This window comes from Hydrogenophaga sp. IBVHS1, assembly GCF_002127265.1.
Lineage (GTDB): Bacteria > Pseudomonadota > Gammaproteobacteria > Burkholderiales > Burkholderiaceae_C > Hydrogenophaga.
In genome coordinates, this window is the sequence record NZ_NFUU01000003.1 from 412,492 (window position 1) to 429,149 (window position 16,658).

General features: G+C 65.6%; 24 protein-coding genes. 13 read left to right on the forward strand and 11 right to left on the reverse strand.

The features are described 5' to 3' along the window. The first annotated feature begins 69 nt into the window (after nt 1-69). The 4 genes from CAP37_RS19780 (at nt 70) to CAP37_RS19795 (ending at nt 2,991) form a co-directional block, all read left to right on the forward strand. The gene (locus CAP37_RS19780) at nt 70-657 is read left to right on the forward strand and encodes a TetR/AcrR family transcriptional regulator (protein WP_086126271.1); all 588 of its coding nucleotides are present in this window, start codon (nt 70-72) and stop codon (nt 655-657) included. Between the two features lie 13 nt (nt 658-670). After that, nucleotides 671-2,029 (forward strand): MATE family efflux transporter, encoded by a 1,359-nt coding sequence (locus tag CAP37_RS19785; RefSeq protein WP_086126274.1) that lies wholly within the window; start codon nt 671-673, stop codon nt 2,027-2,029. A 34-nt stretch (nt 2,030-2,063) separates the two neighbouring features. Continuing rightward, nucleotides 2,064-2,486: a PaaI family thioesterase gene (locus tag CAP37_RS19790; protein ID WP_086126277.1), complete on the forward strand. Its 423-nt coding sequence runs from the start codon at nt 2,064-2,066 to the stop codon at nt 2,484-2,486. A gap of 124 nt (nt 2,487-2,610) precedes the next feature. Beyond that, a complete protein-coding gene (locus CAP37_RS19795) occupies nt 2,611-2,991 on the forward strand; it encodes a DUF4148 domain-containing protein (RefSeq protein ID WP_086126280.1) in 381 nt (126 codons plus the stop codon). 52 nt (nt 2,992-3,043) lie between these two features. Here the strand turns inward: CAP37_RS19795 and CAP37_RS19800 are convergent, their stop codons facing one another. Beyond that, nucleotides 3,044-3,481: a PACE efflux transporter gene (locus CAP37_RS19800; protein ID WP_086126282.1), complete on the reverse strand. Its 438-nt coding sequence runs from the start codon at nt 3,479-3,481 to the stop codon at nt 3,044-3,046. A 73-nt stretch (nt 3,482-3,554) separates the two neighbouring features. Here CAP37_RS19800 and CAP37_RS19805 point away from each other — a divergent pair, with 73 nt between their 5' ends. After that, nucleotides 3,555-4,439 carry a LysR family transcriptional regulator gene (locus CAP37_RS19805; RefSeq protein WP_086127144.1) on the forward strand — a complete coding sequence of 295 codons (885 nt, stop codon included), beginning with the start codon at nt 3,555-3,557 and terminating at the stop codon, nt 4,437-4,439. An 18-nt stretch (nt 4,440-4,457) separates the two neighbouring features. Here the strand turns inward: CAP37_RS19805 and CAP37_RS19810 are convergent, their stop codons facing one another. The 3 genes from CAP37_RS19810 to CAP37_RS19820 all read right to left on the reverse strand — a co-directional run bounded on the left by CAP37_RS19810 (nt 4,458) and on the right by CAP37_RS19820 (nt 5,681). Beyond that, nucleotides 4,458-4,706: a hypothetical protein gene (locus tag CAP37_RS19810; protein ID WP_086126284.1), complete on the reverse strand. Its 249-nt coding sequence runs from the start codon at nt 4,704-4,706 to the stop codon at nt 4,458-4,460. Between the two features lie 42 nt (nt 4,707-4,748). After that, nucleotides 4,749-4,913 (reverse strand): DUF1328 domain-containing protein, encoded by a 165-nt coding sequence (locus CAP37_RS19815; protein WP_086126286.1) that lies wholly within the window; start codon nt 4,911-4,913, stop codon nt 4,749-4,751. Between the two features lie 135 nt (nt 4,914-5,048). Continuing rightward, nucleotides 5,049-5,681, reverse strand: a complete 633-nt coding sequence (locus CAP37_RS19820) for a response regulator transcription factor (RefSeq protein ID WP_086126289.1) — start codon at nt 5,679-5,681, stop codon at nt 5,049-5,051. 270 nt (nt 5,682-5,951) lie between these two features. Between CAP37_RS19820 and CAP37_RS19825 the strand changes: the two genes are divergently transcribed. The 5 genes from CAP37_RS19825 (at nt 5,952) to CAP37_RS19845 (ending at nt 8,977) form a co-directional block, all read left to right on the forward strand. Continuing rightward, a complete protein-coding gene (locus tag CAP37_RS19825; RefSeq protein WP_086126291.1) occupies nt 5,952-6,200 on the forward strand; it encodes a CsbD family protein in 249 nt (82 codons plus the stop codon). 12 nt (nt 6,201-6,212) lie between these two features. Next, complete coding sequence (locus CAP37_RS19830; RefSeq protein ID WP_086126293.1) at nt 6,213-6,653, forward strand: BON domain-containing protein; 441 nt, start codon at nt 6,213-6,215, stop codon at nt 6,651-6,653. A gap of 60 nt (nt 6,654-6,713) precedes the next feature. Continuing rightward, a complete protein-coding gene (locus CAP37_RS19835; RefSeq protein ID WP_086126295.1) occupies nt 6,714-7,028 on the forward strand; it encodes a BON domain-containing protein in 315 nt (104 codons plus the stop codon). 160 nt (nt 7,029-7,188) lie between these two features. Continuing rightward, on the forward strand, nt 7,189-7,593 hold the full coding sequence (locus CAP37_RS19840) for a response regulator (RefSeq protein ID WP_086126298.1): 405 nt from the start codon (nt 7,189-7,191) through the stop codon (nt 7,591-7,593). 22 nt (nt 7,594-7,615) lie between these two features. Continuing rightward, the gene (locus CAP37_RS19845) at nt 7,616-8,977 is read left to right on the forward strand and encodes an ATP-binding protein (RefSeq protein WP_086126300.1); all 1,362 of its coding nucleotides are present in this window, start codon (nt 7,616-7,618) and stop codon (nt 8,975-8,977) included. Here the strand turns inward: CAP37_RS19845 and CAP37_RS19850 are convergent. From CAP37_RS19850 to CAP37_RS19860, 3 genes are read right to left on the reverse strand one after another with little or no spacing between them, the layout of a single operon-like run. After that, nucleotides 8,956-9,933 (reverse strand): lysylphosphatidylglycerol synthase domain-containing protein, encoded by a 978-nt coding sequence (locus tag CAP37_RS19850; RefSeq protein WP_086126303.1) that lies wholly within the window; start codon nt 9,931-9,933, stop codon nt 8,956-8,958. The genes CAP37_RS19845 and CAP37_RS19850 overlap by 22 nt on opposite strands. Continuing rightward, complete coding sequence (clsB, locus tag CAP37_RS19855) at nt 9,930-11,171, reverse strand: cardiolipin synthase ClsB (RefSeq protein WP_086126306.1); 1,242 nt, start codon at nt 11,169-11,171, stop codon at nt 9,930-9,932. The genes CAP37_RS19850 and clsB overlap by 4 nt, the downstream gene beginning before the upstream one ends. After that, entirely contained in the window at nt 11,168-11,929 is a 762-nt protein-coding gene (locus CAP37_RS19860; RefSeq protein ID WP_086127147.1) for an endonuclease/exonuclease/phosphatase family protein, read from the reverse strand. The genes clsB and CAP37_RS19860 overlap by 4 nt, the downstream gene beginning before the upstream one ends. A 105-nt stretch (nt 11,930-12,034) precedes the next feature. Here CAP37_RS19860 and CAP37_RS19865 point away from each other — a divergent pair, with 105 nt between their 5' ends. After that, nucleotides 12,035-12,667, forward strand: a complete 633-nt coding sequence (locus CAP37_RS19865; protein ID WP_086126309.1) for a PolC-type DNA polymerase III — start codon at nt 12,035-12,037, stop codon at nt 12,665-12,667. Here CAP37_RS19865 and CAP37_RS19870 read toward each other — a convergent pair. Continuing rightward, nucleotides 12,648-13,157 carry a hypothetical protein gene (locus CAP37_RS19870; protein ID WP_086126312.1) on the reverse strand — a complete coding sequence of 170 codons (510 nt, stop codon included), beginning with the start codon at nt 13,155-13,157 and terminating at the stop codon, nt 12,648-12,650. The two genes, CAP37_RS19865 and CAP37_RS19870, sit on opposite strands and share 20 nt — an antisense overlap. Nucleotides 13,158-13,326: 169 nt before the next feature. On the opposite strand from CAP37_RS19870, the gene CAP37_RS19875 reads away from it, so the two are divergent. Together CAP37_RS19875 and CAP37_RS19880 are read left to right on the forward strand one after the other, a co-directional pair. Next, nucleotides 13,327-14,424, forward strand: a complete 1,098-nt coding sequence (locus tag CAP37_RS19875; protein ID WP_086126315.1) for a 3-deoxy-7-phosphoheptulonate synthase — start codon at nt 13,327-13,329, stop codon at nt 14,422-14,424. Between the two features lie 5 nt (nt 14,425-14,429). Further along, on the forward strand, nt 14,430-15,458 hold the full coding sequence (locus CAP37_RS19880; RefSeq protein WP_086126317.1) for a patatin-like phospholipase family protein: 1,029 nt from the start codon (nt 14,430-14,432) through the stop codon (nt 15,456-15,458). Nucleotides 15,459-15,462: 4 nt separating this feature from the next. Here the strand turns inward: CAP37_RS19880 and infA are convergent, their stop codons facing one another. The 3 genes from infA to minE form a co-directional block, all read right to left on the reverse strand. Beyond that, entirely contained in the window at nt 15,463-15,717 is a 255-nt protein-coding gene (gene infA, locus CAP37_RS19885) for a translation initiation factor IF-1 (protein WP_056265133.1), read from the reverse strand. Nucleotides 15,718-15,746: 29 nt separating this feature from the next. Next, nucleotides 15,747-16,016, reverse strand: a complete 270-nt coding sequence (locus tag CAP37_RS19890) for a hypothetical protein (protein WP_256927066.1) — start codon at nt 16,014-16,016, stop codon at nt 15,747-15,749. A gap of 378 nt (nt 16,017-16,394) precedes the next feature. Beyond that, the gene (gene minE / locus CAP37_RS19895; RefSeq protein WP_086126322.1) at nt 16,395-16,655 is read right to left on the reverse strand and encodes a cell division topological specificity factor MinE; all 261 of its coding nucleotides are present in this window, start codon (nt 16,653-16,655) and stop codon (nt 16,395-16,397) included. Nucleotides 16,656-16,658 lie beyond the last annotated feature (3 nt).

The window sequence follows — 16,658 nt, forward strand, 5'->3', positions numbered from 1 at the left end:
ACGGCGAGTAGCCCCATGCAGATGATGGTCATCATATGATGATCGTCATATCGTGACTACAATGCCGCCATGGAAATCGCACCCAACCGCAAGGCACTGACCCACGAGCGCATCCTGGACACGGCGGCCCGCGTGATCCGGCGCGCCGGTTTCCACGGGGTGGGCGTGGCAGACATCATGAAAGAGGCGGGCCTCACGCACGGCGGCTTCTACGCCCACTTTGCTTCGCGCGACGCGTTGCTGGCCGAGGCGCTGGCGCATGCCGGCCGCCAGAGTGCCGAGCGCATCGCCAAGGGCAAGGCCACGCGCGAAGCGCGGGGTGCCAGCCCGTTTCGCGCGCTGGTGGAGGGCTACCTCTCCGAGCGGCACCTCAGTGGCACCGAAAACGGTTGTGCGGTGGCCGCGCTCGCTTCGGAGATGCCGCGCCAGTCGCCCGATGTGCGCGCCGCCGCGGCGCAGCGCGTGCGCGGTCTCATCGAGCTGGTTAAAGCGTCGCTCCCCACCGGGGTGGAGGTGGCCCAGGCCCCAGCCATCGCGAGCCAGATGGTGGGCGCGCTGCAGCTCGCAAGAGCCCTGGGCGACAACGCCGAGGGCAAGGCGCTGCTGGCGGCCAACCGCAGCGCACTGCTGGCGCTTTTCGACGCGCATTCCAGCTGAAGAACGCACGCGCATGAGCACCGCCCTGGCCCAGGCTCGCGTGCAGCAGATGCTGCACGCACCGCTGCTACCCACGCTGCTGCGGCTGGCCACGCCCAACGTGATGGGTCTGTTTGCCATGACGGTGGTGATCGGCTACGACGGCTACATCCTCGGGCTCATCGGTGCGGATGCACTGGCCGGCATCGCGCTGGTGTTTCCGCTCTCCATGCTGATGGTGCAGATGTCCGCAGGCGGCATTGGCGGCGCCACCACCGCAGCCGTGGCGCGGGCGCTGGGCGGCGGGCGAGCAGAGGACGCAGGCCGCCTGGCGCAGCAGTCGGTGTTGCTCGGGCTGGCGCTGGCTGCGCTGTTCATGCTGGTGCTGCTGGTTTTCGGGCGGAGCATCTATGGCGCCATGGGCGGGCACGGCGCGGCACTGCAGACCGCGCTCGCGTACTCCCACGTGCTCTTCGGTGGCGCAGCGGTGATCTGGCTCACCAACGTGCTGGCCGCCGTGGTGCGCGGCGCAGGCAACATGCTGCTGCCCTCGCTGATGCTGCTGGGCACCGCCGTGCTGCACGTGCTCCTGTGCCCGTTGCTGGTGTTCGGCTGGGGCCCGGTGCCGGGCCTGGGCGTGGCGGGCGCTGCCGCCAGCACGCTCACGGTCAACGCCTTGTCGGCGATCGTGATGGTCATCTACCTGCTTCGCGCCGATGGCGCGGTGCACCTCAACCGCACGCCGTGGCGGCTGGACAGGCCGCTGATGCGCGACATCCTGCGCGTGGGTCTGCCGGCCTCGATGAGCCCGGTGATCAGCAACGCGTCCATCGCAGCGGCCACCGCGTTCGTGGGCAGCTACGGCACCGCGGCGCTCGCGGGCTACGGCGTGGCAGCACGGCTGGAATACATCCTGGTGCCGATTGCCTTCGGCTTCGGCACCGCGCTCACCGCCATGGTCGCGACCAACATGGGCGCCGGCCAGTCGGCGCGGGCCTTGCGCGTGGCATGGACGGGCGGCGCCATGGTGGCGGCCATCACGGGCGCCATTGGCCTGGTCACCGCCATCGCGCCTTCGCTGTGGATGAACCTGTTCACCAGCGACCCGGCGGTGCTGGTCTTCGGCGCTTCCTACCTGAACATCGTGGGCGCCTGCTACGCCTTCTTCGGCCTGGGCCTGGCGCTGTTCTTCGCGTCGCAGGGGGCTGGCCGGATGTTCTGTCCGCTCACGGCCAGCCTGGGCCGGCTTGGGGTGCTGGTGGTCGGTGGCTGGCTCTGCGTGCACGTGTTCCAGGCGAGCGCCACCATTCTGTTTGCCATCGTCGCCTTCAGCCTGGTCGTGTACGGCGCCACCCTGGCCATCGCCATTCGCCTGGGCAGCTGGACGCGGTGAGCGCATTCAATCATTCGATTCAAAGGACATCCCCATGAACAACGCCCCCGTCGAAGAATGGAACCAGCGTGGCGTCGGCGCGTTGCCGGGCCACCTGGGGCTGGTCATCACCCACGTGAGCACGCAAGAGGTCCGCGCCGAACTCGATGTGCGGCCGACCACCATGGCACCCAACGGCTTCCTGCACGCGGGCAGCATCGTGACGCTGGCCGACACCTGCTCGGGCTACGGTTGCGTGGCCAACCTGCCGCAAGGCGCCAGTGGTTTCACCACCATTGAGCTCAAGAGCAACCACCTGGGCACGGCGCGCGAGGGCACCATCGAATGCGTGGCCCGCCCCGCCCACCTGGGCCGCAACACGCAGGTCTGGGACGCCGTGGTGACGCACCGCGAGACCGGCAAGACGATTGCGCTGTTCCGTTGCACGCAGATGGTGCTGTACCCGAAGGCCGCATGAGGGCAGCTGAATTTGTCAGAAAAAGTATCGGGCGGGAAATGAGTTGAATCCAGCGGCGCACCCATGCCGTATTCAGTGGGCAACCAACGCCGGCTCGCCGGTAACCACTGAAAGGAAACTCCTCATGAAATCCGCACGCATCTCCCTCCTCGCCCTGTCCATCGCCGCCGTGACCGCAGGCAGCGCCTTCGCCGCCGGCGGCTCCATGCCCATCGCCAACGGCGAGATCGGCTCCACCATGCAAGTCAAGAAGCAGCAGATGGAGAACCCCACCATGGGCAAGAGCCGCGCCGAAGTGGCGACCGAGCTGCGCAACGCCAAGGCCAACGGCACGCTGATCGACAACGGCGAAATCGGCTCCACCCTGCAAGTGAAAAAGCAGCTCATGGAGAACACCAGCATGAACAAGAGCCGTGCTGACGTGGTGGGCGAACTGCGCAACGCCGAAGCCAACGGCACGCTGCTGGCCAACGGCGAACTCAGCAGCCTGCAGCGCTTCAACTGACACCGATACCGACCTGATCCACAGCCGCGTGCCCCTGCACGCGGCTGTGCGTTCAGGTGGCCGGTGCGACCGGCAGCGCCGATGCCGGCAGACCGAACACGCGGTCGAACAGCAGGTTGAACACGAAGGTGTAGACCAGGAAAAAGACGATCAGGCCGAGGTCCAGCACAAAGGCCTGCCAGAGCGAAATCTCCAGCCACCAGGCGAACAGCGGCACCAGCGAGAACACCAGCCCGCCTTCAAACCCGATGGCGTGCGCCACACGGCGCCCGACACTGCGGCCCCGCGTGGCCTGGCGGCTCTCCCAGCGCTCAAAGAGCGTGTTGAAGATCAGATTCCACACCACCGCAATGGCAGAAGCGGCCACCGCCGCCACGCCTGCATGCCCCATGCTCGCGCCGGCCAGCAGCGCCAACCCGACGCTGGAACAGGCGATGGCGATGAGCTCGTAGAGCGTGACGTAAACAATTTTCCGTTTGATGCCTTGCATGCGGCGCAGTTTAGGTGCCTGCGGCTGACGGGTGAAGTCAGTTATTTTCAGTTTTTCTGATATGTTGCGGGCCATGGCCTTCAACAGCGACAACGTGCGGGTGTTTCTGGCGGTGCTCGACTCGGGCTCCTTTTCCGCTGCGGCGCGCGCCCTCGGGAGGGTCCCTTCTGCGGTGAGCATGACGATCGCTCAACTGGAAGCCGAACTGGACCTGCTGCTGTTCGACCGCCGCACGCGCGAACCTCGACCGACCGACGTGGCGCGCGCGCTGGAGCCGCAAGCGCGCCAGCTTGCAAGTCAGTTGCGCCAGTTGCAGGCGCACGCGCAGGAACTGCATCAAGGGCTTGAGAAGCGCCTCACGCTGGCCATCGCGCCGGAACTGCTTTCGGTGCCCTGGAGCCAGCCGCTGGCGGTGCTCGCAGCCGAATTTCCGTCGCTGGATGTGGAGGTTCTGTCAGCGCCCCAGACCGCTGCCTTGCGCATGCTGCACGCTGGCGAGGCGCATCTGGCGCTGGTGTTCGAGCGACCGGGGACCGATGAACGCGAGAGCTTTCAGGAATTGGGGCACGAAACCCTGGTGGCGGTGATGTCGCCGGATCACCCCGATGCCCGCACCCGCCAGGACAGCCTGAGCCTGACGGCCTTGCTGGACATCCGGCAGATCGCCGTGGCCAGCCGCGATGCACAGGGTGCCGACCCGCGGGTGCTGGTGGCGCGGAAGATCTGGCGCACCGACAGCCACCTGGCCACCTTGAGCCTGGTGCAGGCGGGTCTGGGTTGGGCGTATCTGCCGCAGCGGCTTGTGAAGCCGCTGGTGACCTCGGGTCAGTTGGTCGAGATTCGCTTTGGCAACATGAGCAACCAGCTGCGGCTCTGGGTCGACGTGGTGTGGCAGAACGACCGGCCGCTGGGGCTGGGCGCCAAGCGCTTCATCGAACTGATGCGCCAGGCGACCTGAAGAATTCGATCGGGCCGATCAGTAGTTGCTGCGCGAGCGGCCCAGCCAGCCAATGAGCACCGCTGCCAGTGCGCCAAGGGCGACGGCAGCCACCAGCGACTTCACCGGTTCGTCGCGCACATAACCCACGGTCTGGTCACCCACGCGCGTGGCCTGGTGGCGCAGGGTGTCAATGCTGTGGTGTGCGGCGCGAGCCACGCGGTCCGAAACGTCGCTGGCGGTGTCCAGGGCCTGGCGGGTGAGATCTTGCGATGGGGTCTTGAACATGAGAGGCTCCTGTGAATGTGAAAAAGGAAAGCAGGTGGGGCTCTAGCGCTTGCGCACGAGATCGGCCACCAGCGACACCAGCGCCAGGATCAGGAAGACACCAAAGAGAATCTTGGCGATGCCTGCGGCGCCTGCGGCAATACCGCCGAAGCCGAGCACGGCAGCGACCAGTGCAATGATGAAGAAGACGACGGCGTAGTGCAGCATGAATGCTCTCCTGATGGGTTCGCAACGACCATCATTGCGATGACTCCACTGTAGGAACGCAGCCTGCCTTTGCCTGCAAGCCAACACCGCACCGGTTTGTAGGACGGCGCCGACTGCCGGGCGCCTCCGACTCTCTTACTGGATCAGGCCGTTCTTGAGCGCGTAGTAGGTCAGGTCGCTGTTGCTGGCGAGCTTGAGCTTCTCGAGCACCCGCGTGCGGTAGGTGCTCACGGTCTTGACGCTGAGGAACATGTTCTCCGCCATGTGTCCGATGGTCTCGCCCTTGGCCAGGCGCAGGAACACCTGCAACTCCCGTTCTGAAAGCAGCTCGTGCGGTGGGCGCTCGGCTTCACCCACTGCGCCATCGGCCAGCAGCTCGGCCACCGCCGGGCTGATGTAGCGCCGCCCGCGCGCCACGGTGCGAATGGCGTTGACGATTTCCTCCGGCGCGCATTCCTTGTTCAGGTAGCCGCTGGCGCCATGGCGCAGCAAGGTGGTGGCGTACTGCGCCTCGGGAAAGCCGCTGAGGATGAGCACGTGAAGGTCTGGGAAGCGGGCCTTGATGGCCTGCAGCGCATCCACGCCACCGTGCTCGGGCATCGAGATATCCATCAGCAGGACGTCTACTTCACCGGCGCGCGCCAGCTCCAGCGCTTCCCGGCCATTGTTGGCTTCGCCTGTGACGCGCAGGTCCACGTGTTCGGTGAGGAACTGGCGCAGGCCTGAACGCACGATGGCGTGGTCGTCGACGATTCCGACTCTGATCATGTTGACCTCTGAATGCGTGTGGGACTTGTCTGGCGGGTGGGAGCGGGCAATTTAACAGGCCCCGCGCAGCCGGAGCGTCGGACAGCTCCTACAACCCTGCGCTTTCGATCGGATACGTCCTACACCGGAGCGGCTGCATGCCCGACATCTTCGGCGAAGGCGCGAACCTACAGTTCATTCACGGCAACGCAATACGGATACGAACAGCGCCAGCCGGGACGGGCAACCAGCCAGTCCGACCACATCAGCAACTTAGTCAAGGAGATGCACATGAACTGGGATCGCATTGAAGGCAACTGGAAACAGCTCAAGGGCCGCGTGGTGGAGAAATGGGGCAAGTTGACCGACGACGATTTCGACGTCGTGGCAGGCCGCCGCGAACAACTCGCCGGCAAGATTCAGGAGCGTTACGGCGTGGCCAAGGACGAAGCCGAGCGCCAGGTGACTGCCTGGGAACGCAGTGCTGGTGACGACTGGTTCGACAGCCCGTCCGCCAAACGCCCGACCGAAAAGCTTTGAAAGGAGCACACCATGAACAACACAACCCGTCACCTCACCCTCATCGCCGCCGCTGCGGCCACGATCGCTCTGGCCGCCTGCGGCCAGAATGAAGACACCACTGTCGGTCAGAAGATCGACAACGGCTTCAACCAGACGCAGAGCGCAGCCACCGAGATGAAGAACGATGCGAAGGAAGTCGGCAAGGACATGCAGGCCGCCGGCTCGCAGGCTGGACAAGCTGTTTCTGACGGCGCCAGCGATATGGCGATCACCGCCAAGGTGAACGCTGCCCTGGCCGCCGACGACAAGTTGAGCGCTCTCAAGATCAACGTCGACACCGAAGCCGGTCGCGTGGCCCTGAAGGGCACGGCGCCCGACGCCGATTCGCGCGATCGTGCCACCACGCTGGCCGCCGCCGTGGATGGCGTGGTTGCCGTGGACAACCGCCTGGTCGTCCAGAAGAACAGCTGATCAACCCCGGGGAGCGTCCCGAATTTGGGCGCCGCTCCCCATCACCCCTAGGAAAACACCATGAAAATCGCAACTGCACTGTTGGCCGCCGTCGCCACCTTCTCCCTGGTTCAGATCACCGGCTGCGCCGTCGCTCGCGACCAGCAAACCGTGGGTGCCTACATCGACGATGCCACCCTCACCACCCGCGTGAAGGCTCGCTTCGCCGAAGACAAGACCGTCAGCGCCACGTCGATCAGCGTTGAAACGCTGAACGGCACGGTGCAGCTGTCGGGCTTCGCCAAGTCCACCGCTGAAAAGGCGACCGCTGAAAACCTTGCCAAGTCCACGCCCGGCGTGAAGGCTGTGCGCAACGACATCGTGGTGCGCCCATAAACCAGCCTGGCCGCTGTATGTAGGACGACGCCTACAGACGCGGCTGGAGATGTGGACGAAGCTCGGGGCGGGTGAGCGCGGCATGGCCGTGCACACCCGCCCCGGGGCGTTTACAGTCTCATTTTTTTCCTCAACGCCTCCCCATTCCCTCCACCTTTCCATGGCTTCGCTGAGAACGTTCATCGTTGAAGACAACCCGGTGATCTATGAGAACCTGGTGTCCACGCTGGAAGAGCTCACCAATGTGGAAGTGGTGGGACGGGCGCTCGACGAACGAAGCGCCACCCAGTGGCTGCAAGGGCAGGGCGATTCGGTCGACCTGCTGATCATCGACATCTTCCTGTTGTCTGGTTCCGGGCTGGGCGTGCTGAAGGCGGCGCAGGAAGCCGGCCTGCAGGCTCGGCGGGTGGTGCTCACCAACTACGCCACCGCCGACATCCGCCGCCGCTGCGAAGTGTTGGGCGCCAACCGTGTGTTCGACAAATCCCACGAGCTGGAAGACCTGATTGACTATTGCGCCAGCGTGTCCGACGGCGCTGCCACGTCGCCTGGTGATGTGAGCTAGCTTGCGCACTCCAGGAGCCGTGATGCTCAAGTCATCGATCGAACGCGTTGCACGCACCCGCTACGTCATGCCCATTGTGCTGGCGGTGTCGATCATCACCATCGCCATCAACGAGAGCACCTACCAGCATTCCCGCACCACGCTGGAAAACGGCATCGCCCTGACGGACGCGCGCTTGCAGGCCTTGCGCACGTTGCAGGCGCTCACCGATGCTGAAACCGCCACGCGCGCCTACCTGATCAACGGTCAGGACGTGTACCGCCAGGAATACCAGGAAGCCCTCGTCACGCTCACAGCGGCGCAACAGGGCGCGTTTCAGCTCATCGCCGATGCCGACCCGCGCCGCACGGTGTCCGTGGAGGCGGTCCGCCAGCGCATTGCGGACCGCATGAAGGCGCTCGAAGAATGGATGACGACGACTGAGCGGGGCCAGCGCTCGCGCGCGCACATTCTGGCCAGCAGCGACCGCAGCCGCCAGGCGTATGTCGAGTTGCGGCAGGAGTTCGATCACGTGCTGGACCGCGCTGCGGCAGTTCAGCAATCGGCTCGCCTGTCGCTCTACGACGCCATGATGCTCAACCGCCTGGCCCTGCACGCGCTGGTGCTGGTGGCGGTGATGGCGTTCTTCATGTTCATGCGCCAGCTGCGCGAGAGCGACGAGCGCAAGGCACGCGAGAGCCAGGTGCTGGAGCGGGAGATCGCGGTGCGCACAGCCGAGCTGCGTGAGCTCGCGGGGCACCTGGTGAGCACGCGCGAGGACGAGCGTGGCCGCGTGGCCCGTGAACTGCACGACGAGATGGGCGGCCTGCTCACCGCGATGAAACTGGAGATGGCGCGCTTGCGCCGTGTGCCCGACCTGCCCGCCGTGGCGCGTGAGCGCATGGGTGGCATCGAGCAGCGCCTCAACGAGGGCATTGCAGTCAAGCGACGCATCGTCGAGAACCTGCGACCGTCATCGCTCGAACAGCTTGGGCTCATTGCCGCGCTGGAAGTGCTCTGCCAGGATGTTTCCAGCAGCCTGGGCATCCCCGTGATGCCGCAACTGGAGGCTGTGGAACTCGACCGGGATGCCGAGTTGACGGTGTACCGGGTGGTGCAGGAATCGCTGACCAACATCAGCAAATACGCGCGTGCCCGCCACGCCTGGGTCTCGCTGATGCGCCAGGAGGGCCAGGCACGCGTGATCGTGCGCGACGACGGGCTGGGTTTCGACGTGAGCCAGGTGCGCCCGGGCCACCACGGCCTGCTGGGCATGCGGGTGCGGGTCGAGTCCCACGCCGGCTCGCTCTCCATCACCAGCAGCCCAGGGCAGGGCACGCGCGTGAGCGTGGAAATTCCCCTGAGCCCACCGCCAGCGCCTGATCAGGCCAGCGCTTCTTCCTGAGGCGCTGTGTTGGCGCGCCGCCGCGCCGCCGCTTCACTGAGCCCATAGGCGGGCAACGCAAACACGAGCGGCAAAAGGTAATACGTGGCGCGGTACACCAGCACCACGGCCAACACCTCTGCCACTGGCAACAGGCTCCCCAGCGAGGCCGCAAACACGGCCTCCAGCACCCCCAGGCCAGCCGGCACGTGGGTGAGCACGCCGGCCACCGCCGCCATCAGCAGGGCGCCCAGCACGTCGAGGTAATCGATGCGCCCGGCAAAAAGACTCCACACAATGGCACCGATGAGCAACCAGCTTGCGCCGCCCATGGCGGCCTGGAGCAGAGCCAGAGGCCCGCTGGCCAGTTCGAGCTGGTGTTCACGAAACGACAACTGGCGCTGACGTGAGAAGAAGCACAGGGCGACGTAAGCCAGCGCCAGCAGGATCAGGCCGGCACCGATGGCGCGCAGCACGAACTCGCCAGAAGCCCAGTGCGCTGTCCAGTTCAGCGCCAGGCCGGGCGGCGCCCACAGCAGCACGACCCCCGCCACCCACAGATAGCCCAGCCAGTTGGTCACCATGCTGTAGGCGATGATCTTCGCCACGCTGGATACCGGCAGGCCCCACCGCGTGTACAGGCGAAGCCGCAATGCCAGCCCACCGACCAGCGAACCAAAATTGAGGTTGAAGGCGTAGCTGATGGCCGCGGTCCCGAGGCTGCGTCCCACCGACAGGCGCGAGCGCGTCAGGTGCCGCCCGATCAAATCAAAACTGGCGTAGAGCGCGTAGCTGAGCGCGGCCAGAAAAGCCGCGAGCGCGAGCTGCCCAAGGGGAATGGCCTGAACGGCCGACCACACCTCGGGCCAGTTCACGGTGCGGGCCTGCCGCGCCACGAGCGCCAGCACCAGCGCGGCCAGCAGCCACGGAAGCACCCGCTTGCTCCAGCCCCACGCGCTCTGCAGGCGTGGACTCATGGGGCTGCCTCGCCATTGGCGGAGGGCGTGGACGAAGCAGCTTCTTGCAGCGGCACGACACGCGGCGTCGGCGCGGTCATGCGCTGCATCCAGACCGGGAAGCGGCGCAGGGCGTGGAACACCACAAAGCTGCGCACACCAATCCAGGCCGAACGCAGCTTGCCCGGCACCGGGCGTTGCACCAGCTTGCAGTGCGCCTCCATCAGCTGCTCGATGCGTTCCCGCAGGTGGCATGCAAAGGCTTCGTCACGCACCACCACGTTGGCTTCCAGATTCAGGCTGAGGCTGGTCGGGTCGAGGTTGCTGGAGCCCACGGTAGCCCACCGGTCGTCGACCACGGCGACCTTGGCGTGCAGCGGTCGCTCGGTGTACTGGTGCACCCGCACGCCGGCACGGATGAGGTGCCGGTAAAGCAGCTCGGTGGCGCGCATCACCCAGACCATGTCGGGCTGTCCCTGCATCACCAGATCGACCTGCACACCGCGCTTTGCCGCGCGTCGCAGATCGCGAAGAAGGCGGTAACCCGGGAAGAAGTAGGCGTTGGCGATCAGGATGCGCTTTTGCGCGCTGCGAATGGCGGCGCGGTAGTGGCGCTCGATATCGGTTCGGTGCAGGTGGTTGTCGCGCGTGACGAAGGCCGCCACCGCGCCTTCTTCAACCTCGCGGTCTTCACCGGCTCGCTCGCGCATGGCCCGCCAGCGCTTCACCCAGGCCTGGCGCGTGGGCTGTGGCGCCTCCACGTTGGCCCGGCAGAAGGCCTGGATCTGGCCGACGAGGGGGCCTTCGACTTCCACCGCGTAGTCCTGCTTGGCCAGCGGTCCGTGCTCGGCGAGATGGTCGATCGAGTAGTTGATGCCGCCCACAAAAGCGTGCTGGCCATCGACCACCACAATCTTGTGGTGCATGCGGCGCAGCAGATTGATGCGCGCGCCAAAGAGCCGCCGGGCCGGTTCAAAGGCGCGCAAGCGCACGCCCGCATCCAGCAAGGGCTGCGTGAAGGACGGCGGCAGATCGGGCGAACCCCAGCCATCGATCAACACATGCACGGTGGCACCGCGCGCGGCCGCTTGCAGCAACGCCTGCTGAAGCTCGCGCCCGACCTTGTCGTCGAACAGGATGAAGGTCTCCAGAAGCACCTCTTTGCGCGCCTGGGAGATGGCCTCGAACACGCGCGGGTAGTAGCCCTCGCCGTTCTCAAGCAGGGTGATGCGGTTGCCAGGTAGCCAATGGGAGTTCATGGTGGTGGAAGAAGATCGATTTCGGCCGCCAGCGGTGCGTGATCTGAGAGGTGCGCCCAGGGGCGGTGGGGCAGCGGCAGCGGGCGCGTGGCGGCCACACCGCGCACATAGATGCGGTCGAGCCGCAGCCAGGGCCAGCGTGCGGGAAAGGTGCGGGCGTGGTGACCGAAAGCGCCGCGAAACACCTCTTTCATGCCGGCAGGGACGAGCATGCCGTCGGCGCGCGATCGCCAGTCGTTGAAATCACCGGCCACCACCAGCGGCGAGTCGGCTGGCACCTCGCGCTGCACCGTCTCGCACAGGCTAGCCATCTGCCGCGCGCGGTGCGCTTCGGAGAGGCCGAGGTGCACGCACATCACATGCAGATCGGGCTGTCCTTCGTCCAGCGCGAGCACACAGTGCAGCATGCCGCGCGGCTCGGATCCCTTGATCGACATGTCGTGGTTGTGGCTGTGTCGCACCGGAAACCGCGACAGCAGGGCATTGCCATGGTCCTGACCTTCTGCGACCGCATTGCGGCCGTAGGCATGATCAGACCAGATCTGGTCGGCCAGGAATTCGTACTGGGCGCCCACCGAAGCCGCCTGCCCCGGGCCCGATCCACCACCGACTTCCTGCAGGAAAACAAGATCGCTCTGCTCGGCACGAACCGCTTCCCGCAACTCGTGCAGCACGAAGCGGTTGTTGAATGCGTTGTAGCCCTTGTGGATGTTCACCGTGAGAACGCGAATGGTTCGCGAGATTTTTATTTCGCGCATGCGGTCAAGCATGACACGGGGGGGTGCCATCAACAAGGCTGGAGCGGCAGGATAAGCTCGTGTCCTACAAACGCCTTCCGCCATTCCGACACGAACCACCATGCCATGACCCGCATCGCCGTCATCGACTTCGAAACCACCGGCATTTCACCCTCAGCGGGTGACCGCGCCACCGAGGTGGCAGTGGTGATCATGGAGGAAGGGCGTGTGGTCGACCGCTACCAGAGCCTCATGAACGCCGGCGTGCGCATACCGTCTTTCATCACCCAGCTCACGGGCATCACCAACGCCATGGTGGCCGGCGCGCCTTCATCCGATACCGTGATGCGTGAAGCCGCGCGTTTCGTCGGCGGGCTGCCCATGGTGGCGCACAACGCCTCGTTCGATCGCCGCTTCTGGAGCGCGGAGCTGGCGCTGGCCGGTGAGGCTGCGCCCCACGCCTTTGCCTGCACGGTGCTGCTCTCGCGGCGCCTGTACCCCGAGGCACCGAGCCACCGGCTGGGCACCCTGGTGGACCACTTCCAGTTGCCGCGCACGGGTCAGGCGCACCGGGCACTGGCCGATGCCGAGATGGCGGCCGAATTGCTCGGGCGCATTCAGCACGACCTGCGCACGCGCCATGGCGTGAGCCAGCCCGATCACGAGTTCCTGATGGCCTTGCAACGGTGCGCGCGCGCAGCCCTGCCCAAGTTCATGCAGGCGCGCGCAGTGGGTGTGCTCAGTTCAGTCGCAGCTTGAACTGGATGATCACGGCGCCATCGACCTTGCCCATCGAAGGGATCACACCGACGTTGATGCCGAAGTGTCGACCTTCAACAGTGGCCAGCGGCAGGGCGGCAAAGAAGCTGCCACCGTTGGCCAGTGAGGGGTAACCATTCATCACGCCCAGCGCAGCGCCCAGCTTCACCGGCCCCAGCTGCCAGGGTTGCCAGTTCACGGCCGCGTACGACGTGGTCTTGTAGACGCTGTTGTAGTACGCACCGGCCATGTAGGCGATTTCAGGACTGGTGCGGTATTCAAGACCCAGCCCCAGGTTGTTTTCGTTGTAGCCCTTGTCGCTGGCGAAATGGCGGGAGAAGCCACCAAGGTTGACCCAGATCTGCGACTTGCTGGTGTCACCGGACTCGGCCACCTTGGGCGTATCGTTCGTGGCCGCGCTCACCCATCCAGGTGCCAGGGCCATCATGCAGGCACTGGCCAGCGAGCAGATGCAATACAAAGTCTTCATGGAGTCCTCGCGTCGGGCGGAACCGCCGCCCGTGTGTGTCACAGTCAGTTTCGGTCGTACCCAGCCGTAACTTGAATCCGGAAGGCTTCAGACGAGGCATTCGTGTGACATTTCGACAGATTCCCCGCCTAAACACCACGCCAGTGGCCGAAAACGCACAGCAGCCAGCATGAAAACTCACACACCCCACACCCCGTTGTCCACGCACGACTCCACCCGCATCGACGACCTGCGCATTGGTGCCGTTCGACCGCTGATCACCCCCGCGCTGTTGCAGGAATGGCAGCCAGCGCCAGACGCGGCGCAAGCTTTGGTGGAGCGCAGCCGGGCCGACATTTCACACGTTCTGCACGGGCGGGACGACCGCCTGGTGGTGGTGGTCGGCCCCTGCTCCATCCACGACCATGGACAGGCCATGGACTACGCACGCCTGCTCAAGGCGCGCGCCGATGCGCTCGCCAGCGACCTGGTGGTGGTCATGCGCGTGTACTTCGAGAAGCCACGAACCACCGTGGGCTGGAAGGGCTACATCAACGACCCGCATCTCGATGGCAGCTTTGCCATCAACGAAGGGCTGGAGCTGGCGCGCGCGCTGCTGCTCGATGTGCTGGCACTGGGCCTCCCGGTGGGCACCGAATTCCTGGACCTGCTCAGCCCTCAGTTCATCAGCGACCTCGTGAGCTGGGGCGCCATCGGTGCGCGCACCACCGAGAGCCAGAGCCACCGCCAGCTGGCCAGCGGCCTGAGCTGCCCGGTGGGCTTCAAGAACGGGACCGACGGCGGCGTGAAGGTTGCCTCTGATGCGATCCAGGCCGCGCGCGCCGAGCACGCCTTCATGGGCATGACCAAAATGGGGCAGGCGGCTATTTTTGAGACACGCGGCAACGACGACTGCCACGTGATCCTGCGCGGTGGCGCGCAACCCAACTACAGCGCCGCCGATGTCGCAGCAGCCTGCGCCCTCCTGAAAAAGGCCGGCCTGCGCGAACAGGTCATGGTGGACGTCTCGCACGCCAACAGCAGCAAGCAGCACCAGCGCCAGATCGAGGTGGCGGCCGATGTGGCTGCACAGGTGGCGGCGGGCGATGGGCGCATCATGGGCGTGATGATCGAAAGCCACTTGTCCGAAGGACGCCAGGACATCGTGCCCGGCCAGCCGCTGCAGCCGGGCGTGAGCGTCACCGACGCCTGCATCTCGTTTGAACAGACCGTGCCGGTGCTCGAAGGCCTGGCTGCAGCGGTGCGCGCGCGCCGAGCGCACAGGTAATCCCCGTGGCCCTCGGCTGGCGCGGTGCACCCACCGTCAACCTCGCACTGCAGGGAGGCGGCGCGCACGGCGCTTTTACCTGGGGCGTGCTTGACGCCCTGCTGGAAGACGGTCACCTGCGTTTTGACGGCGTCAGTGGCACCAGCGCGGGAGCGATGAACGCGGTGGTGCTGGCACAGGGATTGATGGACGGTGGAACCGAAGCTGCACGGACGGCCTTGCGCCGTTTCTGGACCGCGGTGGCAGCCAGCGCACCGTTTGAAGTGGCAGTGCCCACCGCCGACGGCAAAGACATGGTTCTCGCGCCCGCCATGCGCCTCATGCTGCAGTGGACGCACTACTTCTCGCCCGAGCAACTCAATCCCTTCGACCTGAACCCGCTGCGCAAGATCCTCTCGGCCCAGATTGATTTCGAGCGCCTGCGGGCGCAGAGCCCGGTCAGGTTGTTCGTCGCCACGACCAACGCCAACACCGGCAAGCTGCGCCTGTTCCGCTCATCCGAACTCTCGGCCGACGCGGTGCTGGCCTCGGCCTGCCTGCCCACCATGCACCGCAGTGTGGTGATCGATGGCGAGCCCTATTGGGACGGGGGCTATGCGGCCAACCCGGCGGTGTTTCCGCTGTTCCACGAATGCCGCTCTCGAGACATCCTGCTGGTGATGCTGGCGCCGCTGAAGCACAGCGCCACGCCGCAGTCGGCCGCCGACATCAAGAACCGGATGATGGAGCTGGCGTTCAACGCCACATTTCTGCGCGAGATGCGCATGTTTGCGCACCTGCGGGAGCGCGCCGGCCGCACGCCGTGGTGGCGGCGTGGCGACCTGGACCGGCGACTGGCCGGCACGCAGTTTCACGTCATCGAGGCGAGCGAGGTGCTGCGCGAACTGAGCGCCGAGAGCAAGGTCGCGGCGAACATGCGCTTTTTCGAGATGCTGTTCACACTCGGCCGCGAACGGGCCGGTGCGTGGCTGTCGGCGCACCAGGCCGACGTGGGTCGACGCAGCAGCGTCGACCTGGAAGCCTTGTTCTACTGAACGCTCAGCGCGGCTTGCGCGGCACCATCGGGCCGCGGCCTTCGATGTGGCGGAAGTTGATGCGACCCTTGGTCAGGTCGTAAGGCGAGAGTTCGAGAGAAACCCGGTCACCCGCCAGGATGCGGATGTGGTTCTTCTTCATCTTGCCCGCCGAATAGGCGATCAGCTGGTGACCGTTGTCCAGCGTGACGCGAAAGCGGGTGTCGGGCAGCACCTCGTTGACGATGCCCATCATGTCGATCAGTTCTTCCTTGGCCATGGTGTGTTCCTTTGCGTGAAGTGTATCGGTCAGTTCGGGCGTGCGGTGTGGCGGGTGGTGTCGTGCACCCAGTCGATGCCCTGCGCGATGGCGTAGTCGGTGGCGGCCTCGTGCGTGGAAAAAGCGCTGTCGTAGCGGATCACGCGGGCGGTGCAGGCGCTGCCCTGGCCGCTGGCAATCGAGACCTGGGCGGCGAACAGGCCGCCAGGCAACAGGCGCGGGGAAGCCGCAATGCGGTACTTGCCCAGGGTGAGAAGAGACGGTCTCGCGGTCGTTGTAATAAGTGTCGAGTGATTCATCAAAAACATCAGGGGGCCGGAGCCGCAGCGTTTTCGCCGCAGCAAAGGAAAGGCCCGAAAACAATAGGAACACAGTTGGCAGCCCCTGGCGCCGGCGTGCCCCACTGGTTGGTCCGGCCAATCGCCTGGCGCAGCAACGCGACAGACTTTGTTCGGCGCACGAGCCACGGCAGGGGCATCGGCAACAGCAGGGAGGAAAAGGGCCACGGTGCTGTGAGAAAGCGGTGTGGCGCGGCGCCCGGAAGGGGCTGGACCAGCGGCCCCTCTGCCGGGGGCGGTTGCGTCTGTTGCGGGTGGAACAGACGCGGCTGATCGCTCTGGGCGACCGCGTAATGTAGCACGTCGGGGGAATTCTTGCTGAACTGCCCCTGCGGGGGCCTATTTGCGGTCGGGCAGCTCGATTTTCACCTCCAGCACATCCAGGTTGTCCTGGCGGTCGAGCTGGACCTTGATGTCGTCCGGATTGATCTTGATGTACTTGCTGATCACCGCCACCAGTTCGCGTTGCAGCGCGGGCAGGTAGTCGGGTTCGGAGGCACTGCGTCCGCTGCGCTCGTGCGCCAGGATGATCTGCAGCCGTTCTTTGGCAACGCTGGCGGTCTTTTTCTTCTCGCCGAGCAGAAAGGAGAGCAATGACATGCC

Coding starts and splice junctions, on each gene's coding strand:
- CAP37_RS19790 (WP_086126277.1), top strand. CDS start 2,064: ATGAACAACGCCCCCGTCGAAGAATGGAACCAGCGTGGCGTCGGCGCG.
- CAP37_RS19805 (WP_086127144.1), top strand. CDS start 3,555: ATGGCCTTCAACAGCGACAACGTGCGGGTGTTTCTGGCGGTGCTCGAC.
- CAP37_RS19860 (WP_086127147.1), bottom strand. CDS start 11,929: ATGCGCGAAATAAAAATCTCGCGAACCATTCGCGTTCTCACGGTGAAC.
- minE (WP_086126322.1), bottom strand. CDS start 16,655: ATGTCATTGCTCTCCTTTCTGCTCGGCGAGAAGAAAAAGACCGCCAGC.
- CAP37_RS19795 (WP_086126280.1), top strand. CDS start 2,611: ATGAAATCCGCACGCATCTCCCTCCTCGCCCTGTCCATCGCCGCCGTG.
- CAP37_RS19850 (WP_086126303.1), bottom strand. CDS start 9,933: ATGAGTCCACGCCTGCAGAGCGCGTGGGGCTGGAGCAAGCGGGTGCTT.
- CAP37_RS19890 (WP_256927066.1), bottom strand. CDS start 16,016: ATGAATCACTCGACACTTATTACAACGACCGCGAGACCGTCTCTTCTC.
- CAP37_RS19810 (WP_086126284.1), bottom strand. CDS start 4,706: ATGTTCAAGACCCCATCGCAAGATCTCACCCGCCAGGCCCTGGACACC.
- CAP37_RS19785 (WP_086126274.1), top strand. CDS start 671: ATGAGCACCGCCCTGGCCCAGGCTCGCGTGCAGCAGATGCTGCACGCA.
- CAP37_RS19845 (WP_086126300.1), top strand. CDS start 7,616: ATGCTCAAGTCATCGATCGAACGCGTTGCACGCACCCGCTACGTCATG.
- CAP37_RS19835 (WP_086126295.1), top strand. CDS start 6,714: ATGAAAATCGCAACTGCACTGTTGGCCGCCGTCGCCACCTTCTCCCTG.
- CAP37_RS19865 (WP_086126309.1), top strand. CDS start 12,035: ATGACCCGCATCGCCGTCATCGACTTCGAAACCACCGGCATTTCACCC.
- CAP37_RS19815 (WP_086126286.1), bottom strand. CDS start 4,913: ATGCTGCACTACGCCGTCGTCTTCTTCATCATTGCACTGGTCGCTGCC.
- CAP37_RS19825 (WP_086126291.1), top strand. CDS start 5,952: ATGAACTGGGATCGCATTGAAGGCAACTGGAAACAGCTCAAGGGCCGC.
- CAP37_RS19780 (WP_086126271.1), top strand. CDS start 70: ATGGAAATCGCACCCAACCGCAAGGCACTGACCCACGAGCGCATCCTG.
- CAP37_RS19830 (WP_086126293.1), top strand. CDS start 6,213: ATGAACAACACAACCCGTCACCTCACCCTCATCGCCGCCGCTGCGGCC.
- CAP37_RS19800 (WP_086126282.1), bottom strand. CDS start 3,481: ATGCAAGGCATCAAACGGAAAATTGTTTACGTCACGCTCTACGAGCTC.
- CAP37_RS19875 (WP_086126315.1), top strand. CDS start 13,327: ATGAAAACTCACACACCCCACACCCCGTTGTCCACGCACGACTCCACC.
- CAP37_RS19840 (WP_086126298.1), top strand. CDS start 7,189: ATGGCTTCGCTGAGAACGTTCATCGTTGAAGACAACCCGGTGATCTAT.
- infA (WP_056265133.1), bottom strand. CDS start 15,717: ATGGCCAAGGAAGAACTGATCGACATGATGGGCATCGTCAACGAGGTG.
- clsB (WP_086126306.1), bottom strand. CDS start 11,171: ATGAACTCCCATTGGCTACCTGGCAACCGCATCACCCTGCTTGAGAAC.
- CAP37_RS19820 (WP_086126289.1), bottom strand. CDS start 5,681: ATGATCAGAGTCGGAATCGTCGACGACCACGCCATCGTGCGTTCAGGC.
- CAP37_RS19870 (WP_086126312.1), bottom strand. CDS start 13,157: ATGAAGACTTTGTATTGCATCTGCTCGCTGGCCAGTGCCTGCATGATG.